This is a genomic window from Microbispora bryophytorum (assembly GCF_043197435.1).
Taxonomy (GTDB): domain Bacteria; phylum Actinomycetota; class Actinomycetes; order Streptosporangiales; family Streptosporangiaceae; genus Microbispora; species Microbispora bryophytorum.
On the sequence record NZ_JBICTF010000006.1, the window covers coordinates 241,045 to 256,169 of the forward strand.

6 protein-coding genes are annotated in these 15,125 nt (G+C 71.3%); all 6 read left to right on the forward strand.

Translation table 11 applies throughout. The annotated features are described in order from the left end of the window. Window positions 1-88: 88 nt before the first annotated feature. Entirely contained in the window at window positions 89-730 is a 642-nt protein-coding gene (locus ACGFIB_RS21980) for a helix-turn-helix domain-containing protein (protein ID WP_357245166.1), read from the forward strand. A gap of 217 nt (window positions 731-947) precedes the next feature. Further along, on the forward strand, window positions 948-5,027 hold the full coding sequence (locus tag ACGFIB_RS21985) for a Pls/PosA family non-ribosomal peptide synthetase (RefSeq protein ID WP_393374492.1): 4,080 nt from the start codon (window positions 948-950) through the stop codon (window positions 5,025-5,027). A gap of 19 nt (window positions 5,028-5,046) precedes the next feature. Beyond that, the gene (locus ACGFIB_RS21990) at window positions 5,047-5,775 is read left to right on the forward strand and encodes a BPL-N domain-containing protein (protein WP_357264453.1); all 729 of its coding nucleotides are present in this window, start codon (window positions 5,047-5,049) and stop codon (window positions 5,773-5,775) included. 96 nt (window positions 5,776-5,871) lie between these two features. After that, entirely contained in the window at window positions 5,872-7,251 is a 1,380-nt protein-coding gene (locus tag ACGFIB_RS21995; protein ID WP_393374495.1) for a M1 family metallopeptidase, read from the forward strand. Between the two features lie 229 nt (window positions 7,252-7,480). Then, window positions 7,481-12,328 (forward strand): HAMP domain-containing protein, encoded by a 4,848-nt coding sequence (locus tag ACGFIB_RS22000; RefSeq protein ID WP_357245172.1) that lies wholly within the window; start codon window positions 7,481-7,483, stop codon window positions 12,326-12,328. Between the two features lie 377 nt (window positions 12,329-12,705). After that, a complete protein-coding gene (locus tag ACGFIB_RS22005) occupies window positions 12,706-15,060 on the forward strand; it encodes a rhamnogalacturonan lyase family protein (protein WP_393374499.1) in 2,355 nt (784 codons plus the stop codon). Window positions 15,061-15,125 lie beyond the last annotated feature (65 nt).

Consider the following 15,125-nt stretch of genomic DNA (forward strand, 5'->3'; position numbering starts at 1 on the left):
CTCGGCCGCTAATGCGGCTGACACACCGAATAATGCGATCGCCTGAAATACCGTATCCTTCGGCCGTACGGGCGACAAGGGAGGCGTGATGGCGGCGGAGACCACGGTCCGGCGGCTCGTGGACGCCGCGGAGCGCCTGTTCGCCGAGCGCGGCATCGACGCGGTCTCGCTGCGCGAGATCAACGCCGCCGCCGGGCAGCGCAACTCCACCGCGCTGCAGTATCACTTCGGCGACCGCGCCGGTCTGCTGAAGGCGGTGCTCGCCAAGCACCGGCCGGAGATCGAGGCGCGGCGCCACCAGCTTCTGGACGAGTACGAGGCACGCCGCCCGCTGCCGCCGGCCCAGGCGCGCCGCACTCTCGCCGCCGCGCTCGTCCGCCCGGCCGCCGCCAAGCTGGCCGACGCCGACGGCGGCCGGGCCTACCTGCGGGTCATGGAGCAACTGGTCCACCGGATGCCGCCCAGCCTTCCCGAGGACGGAGGCGGCAGCATCGGCCGCTGGCGGGAGCTGGTCGCCCCGCTGCTCCCCGAGGCCGCCGTACGCCTGCACCAGCGCTTCATGGCGATCCGCATGACGTACGTCGAGCTGGCCCGCCGGGCGAGCGGCCCCCCGGCCCGGGACGACCGCCTGTTCACCAGCCATCTGATCGACGTGGTCTCGGCGGTGCTCGCCAGCGAGGTCTCCGACGAGACCGCCCGCCTCGTCGCCGAGCGCGAGCAGCACTCCTGAGACGGACTTTTGCCCTGTCTGGGGAATTCGCTGCCGGAGCGTGACGGCATCGGGGGCACACATTCCCTAGGACGACCGCCGCACGGCGGTGTCATCGGGAATCAGGAGTTCCGGCGGCGGACATGATCCCGCGTCCGTCTCGCGGGTCGCGTCGGACACTCTTCATGCGGATCGACGAACCCGCCCCAAGTCACATGCGATCGGCCAAAGGGTGATCATGCCGAGTCACGCATCGCGAACAGCAGGGGTCGGGGGCGGCTCACGGATTCCGTCCAGGCGATCACGCGGACGGCTGCACCACGTCTTCGAGGCACGTTGCGACCTGACGCCAGGGGCGACGGCCCTGGAGTGCGGACGGGTGAGGCTGACCTACGCCGCGCTGGAGGCCCGGGCGAACCGGCTGGCGCACGTGCTGCGCGACCTGGGGATCGGAGGCGGATCCCGCGTCGCGATCCTGCTGCCGAGGTCGGTGCACACGTACGTGGCGCTGCTCGCGGTGGGCAAGGCGGGCGCGGCGTTCGTGCCGATCGACCCGCAGTCGCCGCCGGACCGGGTCGGCTACATCCTCGACGACGCCGGCGTCGACCTCGTGCTCACCACGTCGGACCGGTCGCCGGCCGTCGTCGCGCCGGGGCACCGCGTGCTCGACCTCGACGCCTCCGCCGGCCTCGCCGCCGCCGCGCCGGTCACCCGCCCGCTCGACGGCCCGCTCGACGGCGCGGCCGACGGCGCGGCCGACGACCCGGTCGCGTACGTCATGTACACCTCAGGGTCGAGCGGCCGGCCGAAGGGCGTCGAGGTGGCGCAGTCGAGCATCCGCAACTTCCTGGACGTCGTGCCGGGCCTGTACGGCGTGCGGCCGCACGACCGGGTCTACCAGGGGATGACGATCTCCTTCGACTTCTCCATCGAGGAGATCTGGCCGACGTGGTCGGCGGGCGCGGCCCTCGTCGCGGGACCGGCCGGCTTACCGCAGTTCGGCGCGGAGCTCGCGGACTTCCTGGACCGCGCCGAGATCACGATGCTCTACTGCGTCCCGACGCTGCTCGCGACGATCCCGCGTGAGCTGCCGCGCCTGCGCACGCTGATCGTCGGGGGCGAGCCCTGCCCGCCCCGCCTGGTGGAGCGGTGGAGCCGGCCGGGCCGCCGGATCCTCAACACGTACGGGCCCACCGAGGCGACCGTCACCGCGACCTGCGCCGAACTGCTGCCGGGGCGGCCGGTCACCATCGGCCGGCCGCTGCCGACCTACTCCGTGGTGCTGCTGGACGAGCGGCGCGAGCCGGTGCCGGACGGCGAGACCGGCGAGATCTGCATCGGCGGACCCGGCGTCGCCCGCGGCTACGTCGGCCGTCCCGACCTGACCGCCGACCGCTTCATCGAGCATCCGCTGGCCTCCCCCGGCCGCAGGTTGTACCGCACCGGGGACCTCGGCCGCGTGACCGAGACCGGGGACATCGAGTATCTGGGCCGCGCCGACTCCGAGGTGAAGATCCGGGGACATCGGGTGGACCTCGGCGAGATCGAGAACGTGCTGCTGGAGGACGCCGGCGTCGCCGAGGCCGTGGCCGCCCTCGTGCCGGTGCCCGGCGCGGACGCCTCCGCGGGCGAACTCGCCGCCTACGTCGTGCCCGCGGCGGGCGGCGGGGACGGCGATCCGGCCCTCGCCGGGCGGCTCCACGACCTGCTGCGCCGCAGACTCCCGTCGTACATGCTGCCCTCGTTCCTGGATGTCGTGGCCGCGCTGCCCGCCATGCCGAGCGGCAAGGTGGACCGCGGGAAGCTGCCCCCGCCGACCGGCCGGCGCCTCGTGGGCTCGGGGCCGGTGACGCCCGCCGAGGGCGAGCTGGAGACACGCCTGCGTGAGGTGTGGGCCGAGGCGTTCGGCCTCGCCCCCGAGTCGTTGTCGGTCGAGGCGGACTTCTTCACCGACCTCGGCGGTCACTCGCTGCTGGCGGCCCGTGTGGTGTCCTTGCTGCGCGCCACACAGATCGGCGCGTGCCTCGCGGTGCGCGACCTCTACGCCAACCCCACCGTGCGCCGTCTCGCCGCGCACCTGCTCGCCGCGCGCCTGGGCGCCACCCGCCTGGGCGGCCGTGCGGGCGTGCCGGGGCCGGCCGCCCCGCCCCGCCCGGCTCCCCTGCGGCACGGCGGCCGCCGGATCGCGTCGGCCGGGGCCGCGCAGAGCGTGGTCGTCTACCTGCTGCTGCTCGTGATCACACTGCCGGTCTCCGTCACGTTGTACGGGTGGACCAACCCCCGCCCGATTCCCGGCGTCCCCAGGAGGGACGAGGGATGGCTGCTGCTGCCCGGTGACGGCGCCGGCCTGCTCACCGCGCTGGCGCTGGCCGCGACGACCGCCTACGTCTGCGTGCACTGGCTGCTGCCGGTGCTGCTCGCGCGACCGCTGGCGGCCGGCGTCCGGCCCGGCCGATATCCGCTGTGGGGCGTCACCTACGTGCGGCTGTGGGCGCTGCAGTTGCTGCTGTCGGTCTCCCCGCTGCCGCTGCTGAGCGGCTCCCCCATGATGGGGGCCTACCTGCGGCTGCTCGGCGCGCGGGTCGGGCCCGGCGCCGCCGTCGCGACGGCCGACGTCAACCTCCCCTCGATGCTGCGGATCGGTGCGGGCGCCTCGGTCGGATACCGGTCCTCCCTGCACGCGTGGCTCGTGGTGGACGGCTGGGTGGTCGTCGCCCCCGTGGAGGTGGGTCCGCACGCGTTCGTCGGCAACGGCGTCGTGCTCGGACCGGGCGCACGGGTCGCCGCCGACGCCGGGCTCGGCGACCAGTCGGCGCTGACACAGGGCGAGACGGTGCCCGAGGGAGCGCGGTGGGCCGGGTCGCCGCCGATCCCCGTGGAGTCGCTCGGGCCCGTGGTGGAGACGATGCTTCGCGCCCCCGCCCCGGCCGGGTGGAAGGCGCGTCACGTGGCCGCGGCGGCGGTGGTCCTCGGCTGCCTTGAGGCGGTCACGGTGGCCTCGATCGTGCCGAGCGTCCTGGTCGTCTGGGCGGCCGTGGCCGCCTGGGGTCTGGCGGCCGGCCCGGCCGCCGTCCTGGTGGCGGGCCCGCTGTACGTGGTCGTCGTCTGCGCGGCCGTGGCCGCCGGCAAACGCCTCGTCCTGCCGAAGGCGCCGGTCGGCGTCCACCCGGCGCGTTCCTGGCTCGGCGTACGCAAGTGGGCGGTGGACAAGCTCCTGGAGTTCAGCCTGCGGTCGACCAACTCGCTCTACGGCACGCTTTACACCTCCCCGTGGCTGCGGCTGCTCGGCGCGCGGATCGGCCGTCGCACGGAGGTGTCCACGGCCGCGCAGCTCGATCCCGATCTCCTCACACTGCGGGAGGAGAGCTTCGTCGCCGACATGGCGAGCGTGGGAGCCGCGGACTTCGCCCGCGGCCGGGTCGCCTTCCTGCCGACCGAGGTGGGCAGGCGCGCGTTCGTCGGCAACGCCGCGGTCGTCCCGGCGGGGACGCGGATGGGACCGGGGTCCCTGGTGGGCGTCAGCACGATCCCGCCCTCCGACGGGGTCCCCGAGGGCACCTCGTGGCTGGGTTCTCCCCCGATGCACCTTCCCGTGCGGCAGGACAGCGGCTCGTTCTCCGAGGACCAGACGTTCCGGCCGCCCCGCCGGCTGGTGCTCCACCGCCTGGGCGTCGAGTTCTTCCGCGCCACCCTCCCGGCGACGCTGTTCGCCACGGGCTTCTACCTTTACCTGCTGGGCGTGCACGCGCTCGCCCGCGTCCTGTCCCTGCCCGCGGTCGCGGTCTTCGCCCCGCTCGTCGCCTGCGCGGCGGGGCTGGCGGTGATCGGCTGCTGCGCAGGGTTCAAGCGACGCCTCATCGGCGTCTATCGCCCGAGAGTGGAGCCGTTGTGGAGCAGGTTCGTCCGGCGCACGGAATTCGTCACCGGGCTGTACGAGGCCGCCGCGGTCCCGGCCGGGGTCGCTCTCCTGGCCGGCACCCCGTTCCTGCCGCCCGTGCTGCGCTGGTTCGGGGCCCGCATCGGCAGGCGCACCTGTATAGCGACCACCTACATGACCGAGTTCGACCTGGTGGAGATCGGTGACGACGTCGCGATCGGATCGGGGGTGTCCCTGCAGACCCATCTCTTCGAGGACCGGGTCATGAAGATGTCCGCCGTGACCGTACGGTCCGGCGCGAGCATCGGCGCCCGCGCCGTCGTGCTCTACGACTCGGTGGTGGGCGAGGACGTGTCGCTCGGTGCTCTGTCGCTGCTGATGAAGGGTGAGCGGCTCACGCCGGGAACGAGCTGGCGAGGCATCCCGGCGCAGGCCGCGTGACAGATGTGTGAGGAACACCATGAGATCAACCGGCGTCCGCGGGGCCCTGCGCCGCCTCTTCCGCCAGGAGAAGGCCCCTCCGCCGCGCTCCGGGCGGCCGATCGCGCTCGTCTACCGGGGCCCGGCCTCGATCCCAGGTTGCTCCGAGGCGGTCGCCGGGTTGCTGGAGGCCAGCCGCTGGGGCTTCGACGTCCGCTACACCGGCCCGCACGAGGAGATCCCGCTCTCGGCGGAGGCGCTGGCCGGGGCCGCCGTGTACGCCCAGCCCGGTGGCGGGGATCTGGACCGCGGCTACCGGCATCTCAAGCGGCATCGCGGCCTGCTCCGCGACTACGTCGCCCGAGGCGGCCGTTATCTCGGCTTCTGTCTCGGCGGCTATCTCGCCGGAGCCACCCCGGGGTTCGCCCTGCTGCCCGGCGACACCGACCAGTACATCGTCTCGCCGGGCGCGACCGTGGAGGGCGAGGAGGACACGCTCGTCGACGTGCGGTGGCGCGGCCGGGACAGGAGCGTGTTCTTCCAGGACGGACCCTGCTTCCTGCTCGACCCGGGCAACAAGGCCAGCGTCCTCGCCACCTACCCCAACGGCGCCGTGGCCGCCCTCGTCGCGCCGTACGGCGCGGGCCGGGTCGGCGTGGTCGGCCCGCATCCGGAGGCCACCGACGACTGGTTCACGGACGCCGGCCTGCCGGTGCGGCACGCACAGGACCTCGGCCTCGACCTCGTGGACGCGGCGATGGCCGAGTGAGCACCGTGACAGGTGTGCTTTAAAGAGGAAATTGGCACAAATGTGACTAGTAGGGATGAATTACCGCTTACTACCAAAAATCCCCATTATGGGGAGATGGTGCGTAAATTGGCCGCCCTCGCCGCGAGCCTCACCGTGATGGCGTCCTCGGCGGCTCCGGCCGCCGCGGAACCGGTCACCTTCCTTCCCGGGGCGGCGGGGGCGGGCGATCCCTACTACCCCCTCCAGGGCAACGGCGGCTACGACGTCGGACACTACGACCTGCGCCTGCGGTTCGATCCCGACGACCACCAGGTGGACGCCACCACGACGATCACCGCGACCGCCGTCCAGAACCTGTCGCGGTTCAACCTCGACTTCTCCGGGCCTTCGATCAGCGACGTACTGGTGAACGGCGCCCGGGCCGCATACCGGCGCGACGGCCAGGAACTGGTGGTCACCCCGCCGAACGGGCTGAGGTCGGGAAGCACGTTCACGGTCGCGGTCTCCTACGCCGGCGCCCCGAAGGCGGTCTCGGACGCGACCGGCGAGCAGGGATGGATCAGGACCAAGGACGGCGCGTACGTGGCGTCCCAGCCGGACGGCGCGCGCAGCTGGTTCCCGGCCGACGACAGCCCGGCGGACAAGGCCACCTTCTCCTTCCGGGTGTCCGCACCCGGGGATCTCACCGTGCTGGCCAACGGCGAGCGTACGGGGACCGGCGGCGCGGACGCCGACGGCTACCGGACCACGCGATGGGAGATGAGGCAGCCGATGGCGCCCTATCTCGCCACGGTCGCGATCGGACGCTTCGTGGTGAGCGAGGGCACGGTCGACGGCATGCCCAACGTGACCGCCTACGACCCGTCGCTGGCGGATGAGTCGAAGGACCTGCACGACTTCACGGCGAAGGCGGTCGCGTGGGAGACCGGGCTCTTCGGCCCCTATCCGTTCTCCTCCACGGGAGGCATCGCCGACGGCGACGGCTCCGTGACCGCGCTGGAGACCCAGGGCCGGCCCGTCTACAGCGGCGGCCCGACCGACGACCTGGAGATCGTGCACGAGCTGGCACACCAGTGGTTCGGCGACAGCGTCGGCGTGCGGAGCTGGCGCGACATCTGGCTCAACGAGGGCTTCGCGACGTACGCCGAATGGCTCTACCAGGAGCAGCACGGCGGGCCGACCGCCAAGAAGATCTTCGACCGGCACTACCGGAAGACCGGCCACTTCTGGAACCTGAAGACCGGCGATCCCGGTCAGGCGCACATGTTCGACGAGCACGCGGTGTACCTCCGGGGCGCGATGACCGTCCAGGCCCTGCGTACGAAGATCGGGGACAAGGTGTTCTTCCCCCTGCTGAAGACCTGGGCGCAGGGGAACAGGCACGGCACGGCGACCACGGCCGACTTCGTCGCCCTCGCGGAGAGGCTCAGCGGGCAGAACCTCCGCCCCTTCTTCGACGCATGGCTCTACCAGGCGAAAAAGCCCCGGCTCTGAACCCGGCACGCCCGGCGTGGCGCCGGCGAGGGCGTTCGGGCGGGGGGCGTGTGCACGCCGCGGATGTATCCGGGAGTCGCGATCGACACTGACACATCTCCTCCGAGGATGATCCGCCGCAGTCACCCGCCGGGTAGCCTTGCAGGCCGGTGTGCCCGCTCCGTCCGCGGCCGCGGACACAGGGGACATGGCCTTCAGCAGTGCTTTATATGCTTTCTTTCTCCTGTTCATGACGGTGATCGCGAGGGTGGACATGGTCGAGAGGGCAGGCACCGCGAAGCGTGCGCGATCACGCGCCGCCGGCGGTGACCCCGAACTGGATCTGCGGCAGCTCCTGGCCGGCCTCACCGCCGTACGGGACGGCGACTTCGGCACCCGGCTCCCCGAGGACGGCGACGGCCTGCTGACGGAGATCGCGACGGTGTTCAACGGGATGGTCGACCAGCTGTCCCTGTTCACCTCCGAGGTGACCCGCGTGGCGCGGGAGGTGGGCACCGAGGGCCAGCTCGGCGGCCAGGCCGAGGTGCCGGGGGTGTCGGGCACCTGGAAGGACCTGACCGACTCGGTGAACGCGATGGCCGGCAACCTCACCAGCCAGGTCCGCTCCATCGCCGAGGTCACCACCGCCGTCGCCAAGGGCGACCTCTCCCAAAAAATCACCGTCGACGCCCGCGGCGAGATCCTCGAACTCAAGAACACCGTCAACACCATGGTCGACCAGCTCTCATCCTTCGCCGACGAAGTCACCCGCGTCGCCCGCGAAGTCGGCACCGAAGGCCAGCTCGGCGGCCAGGCACAGGTGCCCGGCGTCGCCGGAACCTGGCGCGACCTCACCGACTCCGTCAACTTCATGGCCGGCAACCTCACCAGCCAGGTCCGCTCCATCGCCGAGGTCACCACCGCCGTCGCCAAGGGCGACCTCTCCCAGAAGATCACCGTCGACGCCCGCGGCGAGATCCTCGAACTCAAGAACACCGTCAACACCATGGTCGACCAGCTCTCATCCTTCGCCGACGAAGTCACCCGCGTCGCCCGCGAAGTCGGCACCGAAGGCCAGCTCGGCGGCCAGGCACAGGTGCCCGGCGTCGCCGGAACCTGGCGCGACCTCACCGACTCCGTCAACTTCATGGCAGGCAACCTCACCAGCCAGGTCCGCTCCATCGCCCAGGTGACCACGGCCGTGGCCCGCGGCAACCTCTCCCAGAAGATCACCGTCGACGCCCGCGGCGAGATCCTCGAACTCAAGAACACCGTCAACACCATGGTCGACCAGCTCTCATCCTTCGCCGACGAAGTCACCCGCGTCGCCCGCGAGGTCGGCACCGAGGGCCAGCTCGGCGGCCAGGCCGACGTCAAGGGCGTGTCGGGCACCTGGCGCGACCTCACCGACTCGGTGAACTTCATGGCCGGCAACCTCACCAGCCAGGTCCGCAACATCTCCCAGGTCGCCACCGCGGTCGCCAAGGGCGACCTCTCCCAGAAGATCACCGTCGACGCCCGCGGCGAGGTCGCCGCGCTCGCCCAGACCATCAACACCATGGTCGACACGCTCAGCGCGTTCGCCGACGAGGTCACCCGCGTCGCCCGCGAGGTCGGCACCGAGGGACGGCTGGGCGGCCAGGCCGACGTCAAGGGCGTCTCCGGCACGTGGAAGGCGCTGACCGAGTCGGTGAACGTCATGGCCGACAACCTCACCGACCAGGTGCGCAGCATCGCCGAGGTGACCACGGCGGTCGCCAAGGGCGACCTGTCGCAGAAGATCCGCGTCGACGCCCGCGGCGAGATCCTGGAGCTGAAGGAGACCATCAACACGATGGTCGACCAGCTGTCCTCGTTCGCCGACGAGGTCACCCGCGTCGCCCGCGAGGTCGGCACCGAGGGACGGCTGGGCGGCCAGGCCACCGTACGCGGCGTGTCGGGCACCTGGAAGGACCTCACCGACTCCGTCAACGTGATGGCGTCCAACCTCACCAGCCAGGTGCGCTCGATCGCCCAGGTCGCCACCGCGGTCGCCAAGGGCGACCTGTCGCAGAAGATCACCGTCGAGGCCAAGGGCGAGGTCGCCGCGCTCGCCCAGACCATCAACACCATGGTCGACACGCTGAGCGCGTTCGCCGACGAGGTCACCCGCGTCGCCCGCGAGGTCGGCACCGAGGGCCAGCTCGGCGGCCAGGCCCGGGTGCCCAACGTCGCGGGCACCTGGAAGGACCTCACCGACAACGTCAACTCGATGGCCGACAACCTCACCAACCAGGTGCGCTCGATCGCCCAGGTCACCACGGCCGTCGCGCAGGGCGACCTGACGAAGAAGATCGACGTCGTCGCCCGCGGCGAGATCCTCGCGCTGAAGACGACCATCAACACGATGGTCGACCAGCTGTCCTCGTTCGCCGCCGAGGTCACCCGCGTCGCCCGCGAGGTCGGCAGCGAGGGACGGCTGGGCGGCCAGGCCGAGGTCGAGGGCGTGTCGGGCACCTGGAAGCGGCTGACCGAGAACGTCAACGAGCTGGCCGGCAACCTCACCCGCCAGGTGCGCGCGATCGCCGAGGTGACCAGCGCGGTCACCTCCGGCGACCTGACCCGGTCGATCACCGTGGACGCCGAGGGCGAGCTGGCCGACCTCAAGGACAACGTCAACTCCATGGTGGAGTCGCTGCGCGAGTCGACCAGGGCCAACCAGGAGCAGGACTGGCTCAAGACCAACCTCGCCCGCATCTCCGGGCTCATGCAGGGCCACCGCGACCTGTCGGCGGTCGCCGAGCTGGTCATGAACGAGCTGGCCCCGCTGGTCAACGCCCAGCACGGCACGTTCCTGCTGGCCGAGGAGACCGCCGCGGACGCGGAGCTGCGGGTGGTCGGCTGCTACGGCCACCGCGACGCCTCGCGCCGCCACGCGTTCGGCGAGTCGCTGGTCGGCCAGGCCGCGCAGGCCAGGCGCACGATCCTGGTGGAGGACATCCCGCCGGGCTACCTGACCGTGTCGTCCAGTCTCGGCGAGGCCGGGCCCGTCAACCTCATCGTGCTGCCGATCGTGGTCGAGGACCAGGTGCTCGGCGTGATCGAGCTGGCCAGCCTCGGGCGCTTCGCCGGCATCCACCGGAACTTCCTGGAGCAGCTCGTCGAGACAATCGGCGTCAACGTCAACACGATCGTGGCCAACGCCCGCACCGACGCGCTGCTGGCCGAGTCGCAGCGGCTCGCCACCGAGCTCCAGGTGCGGCAGGAGGAGCTGCAGCGCTCGAACGCCGAGCTGGAGGAGAAGGCGGAGCTGCTGGCCCAGCAGAACCGCGACATCGAGACCAAGAACAGCGAGATCGAGCAGGCCCGCCAGGAGCTGGAGGACCGGGCCCAGCAGCTCGCGCTGGCGTCCAAGTACAAGAGCGAGTTCCTCGCCAACATGAGCCACGAGCTGCGCACGCCGCTCAACTCGCTGCTCATCCTGGCGCAGCTCCTCGCCCAGAACCCCACCCGCAACCTCACGCCCAAGCAGGTGGAGTACGCCAACGTCATCCACTCGGCCGGCACCGACCTGCTCCAGCTCATCAACGACATCCTCGACCTGTCCAAGATCGAGGCCGGCAAGATGGACATCACGCCGGAGCCGGTCAGCCTGCGTCAGCTGCTCGACTACGTGGACGCCAACTTCCGCCCGCTGACCACCCAGAAGGGGCTGCGGTTCGGGGTGACGGTGGCCTCCGACGTGCCGGCCCAGCTGCTCACCGACGAGCAGCGACTGCGGCAGGTGCTGCGCAACCTGCTGTCGAACGCGGTCAAGTTCACCGAGGCGGGCTCGGTCGAGCTGCGCATCGAACGGGCGGCCGACGTGGACCTGCAGGACGCCGACGGCCAGGAGATCCTGGCCTTCCACGTGGTGGACACCGGCATCGGCATCGCCGCGGAGAACCTCTCGCAGATCTTCGACGCCTTCCAGCAGGCCGACGGCACGACCAGCCGGAAGTACGGCGGCACCGGCCTCGGCCTGTCGATCAGCCGGGAGATCGCGACCCTGCTCGGCGGCGAGATCCGCGCGACCAGCACACTGGGCGAGGGCAGCACGTTCACGCTCTACCTCCCGCTGGCCCACGTCAACGGCGCGCAGAGGGACGAGCTCGCGGCGTGGGAGGAGGAGCCGTCGCTGATCGTCCCGCGCTCCGCCGCCGCGCACGACGCGCCCGCGGCGGCGCCGGCCTCGGGCGGCCGGGACGGCGGCAGGGCGGGGCGCCGTCTGCTGGTCGTCGAGGCCAAGCCCGGCGGCCTGCTGTCCATGCTGGCCCAGAGCGTGGCGGCCGACCTGCACGACACCCACGGGCGGGTCCAGGTGTCGACCGCGAACGACGCCCACTCCGCGCTGTCGATGCTGCGGCAGGAGAGCGTCCACTGCGTCGTGCTCGATCTCGGCATGCCGCACGACACCGCGGCCGACTTCCTCAAGGGGCTCGACTCCGATCCTGCGTTGCGCGCGCTGCCGGTGCTCGCGCACCACTCGCGCAAGCTGTCGCGGCCCCAGGAGGACCTGCTGCAGGTGCGCTCCCGCAACCAGCCGCTGGAGCGCCTGCCCAGCCTCGACGAGCTGCGCGAGCGGATCACCCTGCACCTGTCCGCCGAGGAGCCCGGCAGCGTCCTGCCGCTCGTGCAGCCGGCCTCGGAGGAGGGCGCGCAGGAGTTCGGGAAGGTCGACAGCGCGCTCGTGGGCCGCAAGGTGCTGGTCGTGGACGACGACGTGCGCAACGTCTTCGCGCTCACCACGATCCTCGAACTGCACGGCATGCAGGTGCTGTACGCGGAGGACGGCCGCAAGGGCATCGACGTGCTGATGCGCAACGACGACGTCGACCTGGTGCTGATGGACATCATGATGCCGGAGATGGACGGCTACGCCGCCACCACCGCCATCCGGTCCATGCCGCGCTTCGCCCAGCTGCCGATCATCGCGGTCACCGCCAAGGCCATGCACGGCGACCGGGAGAAGACGCTGTCGTCGGGCGCGAGCGACTACGTCACCAAGCCGGTGGACGCCGAGGAGCTCATCGTTTGCATGCAGCACTGGCTGGACCTGCCCGGCAACGCGGACAGGTAGGCGCGGCGCCCCCGGAGATGAGAGGTCAGATCTGTGATCGTTCACAGATCTGACCCGGCATGCGGGACTGAAAATTTCACTGATCGACGCGCGGCGTCGAGGTGCAGGTGACACCCCCAGGCCTGCTTCTACCAGCCGCGATCGACTTACCCGGACGCGTCCGATGATTGCGTTCACATCGGTGAATCGGAGCCGATTGACCACACCGCCGATATCGCGTTGTGATGACGCACCCGGCGCATCTCGTCGCACCGCACCCGCCGGGGGCAGGTCCGACCCGGGAGGTCCCGCCTCGGAGAACCCGATCACGCCCGTGCTTCCGGCGCCCTCACGGCCGAACGCTGCGCCCCCATCGGCACCCCCTCATGGAGTTCCAGATGACCACACGACGAAGATCCGCTCTGGTCGCCGCCGTGGCCTGCGCCGCCGCGCTCGCCGGGGCCGGGGTCCTGCCGGCCCTGCCCGCCTCGGCGGCGGCGGGCTGCCGGGTGGACTACCAGGTGACCAACCAGTGGCAGGACGGCTTCGGCACCGCCGTCACGATCACCAACCTCGGCGACGCGATCAACGGCTGGACGCTCACCTGGTCCTACTCCGCGGGCCAGACCGTCACGCAGGCGTGGAACGCCACCGTGACCCAGAGCGGCGGCCAGGTCAGCGCCAAGGACGCCGGTTACAACGCCTCGATCCCCACCGGCGGCACGACGTCGTTCGGCTTCAACGGCTCGTGGAACAACTCGTCCAATCCCGTGCCCGCGAGCTTCGCGCTCAACGGCACCACCTGCACCGGCGGGGTCACGAGCAGCCCCTCTCCGAGTCCCAGCGCGAGTCCCAGCGCGAGTCCCAGCGCGAGTCCCAGCGCGAGCCCGAGCGTCAGTCCGAGCGCGAGCCCGACCCCGTCGCCCTCCGCCAGCCCCACGCCGAGCCCTTCCGCGAGTCCCACGCCGAGCCCCTCCCCCAGCCCCACGAGCATCCCGGCGGGCGCGCGGCAGATGGAGGACCTCGACCGCGGCCTGATCAGCGTGCGGTCGGGCAGCGGCAACCTGGTCTCCTGGCGCCTGCTCGGCACCGAGAGCATCGGCACCGGGTTCAACGTCTACCGGGGATCGACGAAGCTGAACTCCTCGCCGATCACCACCTCCACGAACTACCTCGACTCCGGGGCCGCCGCCGACGCCACGTACACGGTGCGGGCCGTGGTGAACGGCGCGGAGCAGGCGGCGTCGCAGACGTCGCTCCGCTTCACCGGCGGCGACCACCTCGACGTGCCCATCCAGCCGCCGTCCGGCGGCACCACTCCCGACGGGGTGGCCTACAGCTACAGCGCCAACGACGCGAGCGTGGGCGACCTCGACGGCGACGGGCAGTACGAGTTCGTGCTGAAGTGGGACCCGTCCAACGCCAAGGACAACTCCCAGTCGGGCTACACCGGTGACGTGTTCGTCGACGCGTACCGGCTCAACGGCTCCCGCATGTGGCGGATCGACCTCGGGCGCAACATCCGCGCCGGCGCCCACTACACGCAGTTCCAGGTGTACGACTACGACGGCGACGGCAGGGCCGAGGTGGCGATGAAGACCGCCGACGGCACCAGGGACGGCGCCGGGAGAGTCATCGGCAGCTCCTCGGCCGACTACCGCAACTCCTCCGGCTACGTCCTGTCCGGTCCCGAATACCTGACCATGTTCAACGGCCAGACCGGCGCGGCCATGTCCACCGTGAACTACGACCCGCCGCGCGGGACGGTCTCCTCCTGGGGCGACTCCTACGGCAACCGCGTGGACCGCTTCCTCGCCGCCACCGCCTACCTCGACGGCGCCCGCCCGTCGCTGATCATGTCGCGCGGCTACTACACGCGTACGGTCATCGCCGCCTGGGACTTCCGCAACGGCTCACTGGTCGAGCGGTGGAAGTTCGACTCCAACTCCGCGGGCAGCCAGTACACGGGGCAGGGCAACCACAACCTGGCCGTCGCCGACGTGGACGCCGACGGCAAGGACGAAATCGTCTTCGGCGCGATGGCGATCAACGACAACGGCTCGGCGCTGTGGAACACCCGCAACGGCCACGGCGACGCCATGCACGTCGGCGACCTCGATCCGTCGCGCGCCGGGCTGGAGGTGTTCAAGGTGGACGAGGACACCAGCAAGCCCGCGGCGTGGATGGCCGACGCCCGCACCGGCTCGATCATCTGGAGCAACGCCTCCTGCGGCTGCGACAACGGCCGCGGCGTCTCCGACGACGTCTGGTCCGGCAGCCCGGGCGCCGAGTCGTGGTCGTCCGGGGTCGGCGGCGTCTTCAACACCAGGGGGCAGAACGTCGGGCGCAAGCCGGGCTCGGCGAACTTCCTCGCGTGGTGGGACGCCGACCCGGTCCGCGAACTGCTCGACGGCACCCACATCGACAAGTACGGCACCGGCGGCGACACCCGCCTGCTGACCGGCTCGAACGTGCACTCCAACAACGGCACCAAGTCCACCCCGTCCCTGTCCGCCGACCTGTTCGGCGACTGGCGCGAGGAGGTCGTCTGGCCGACGAGCGACAACACCGCCCTGCGGATCTACAGCACGACCACGGCGACGAGCCGGCAGATCTACACGCTGATGCACGACCCGGTATACCGGGTGGCGGTCGCCTGGCAGAACACCGCCTACAACCAGCCGCCCCACACGGGCTTCTTCCTCGGGGACGGCATGTCCACCCCGGCCAAGCCGAACATCTATCTGAGGTGAGACCCCGGTGGCGGTCGCGGACACACCTGGCGATGTCCGCGGCCGCCGCCGTGCCGGGCACGCCC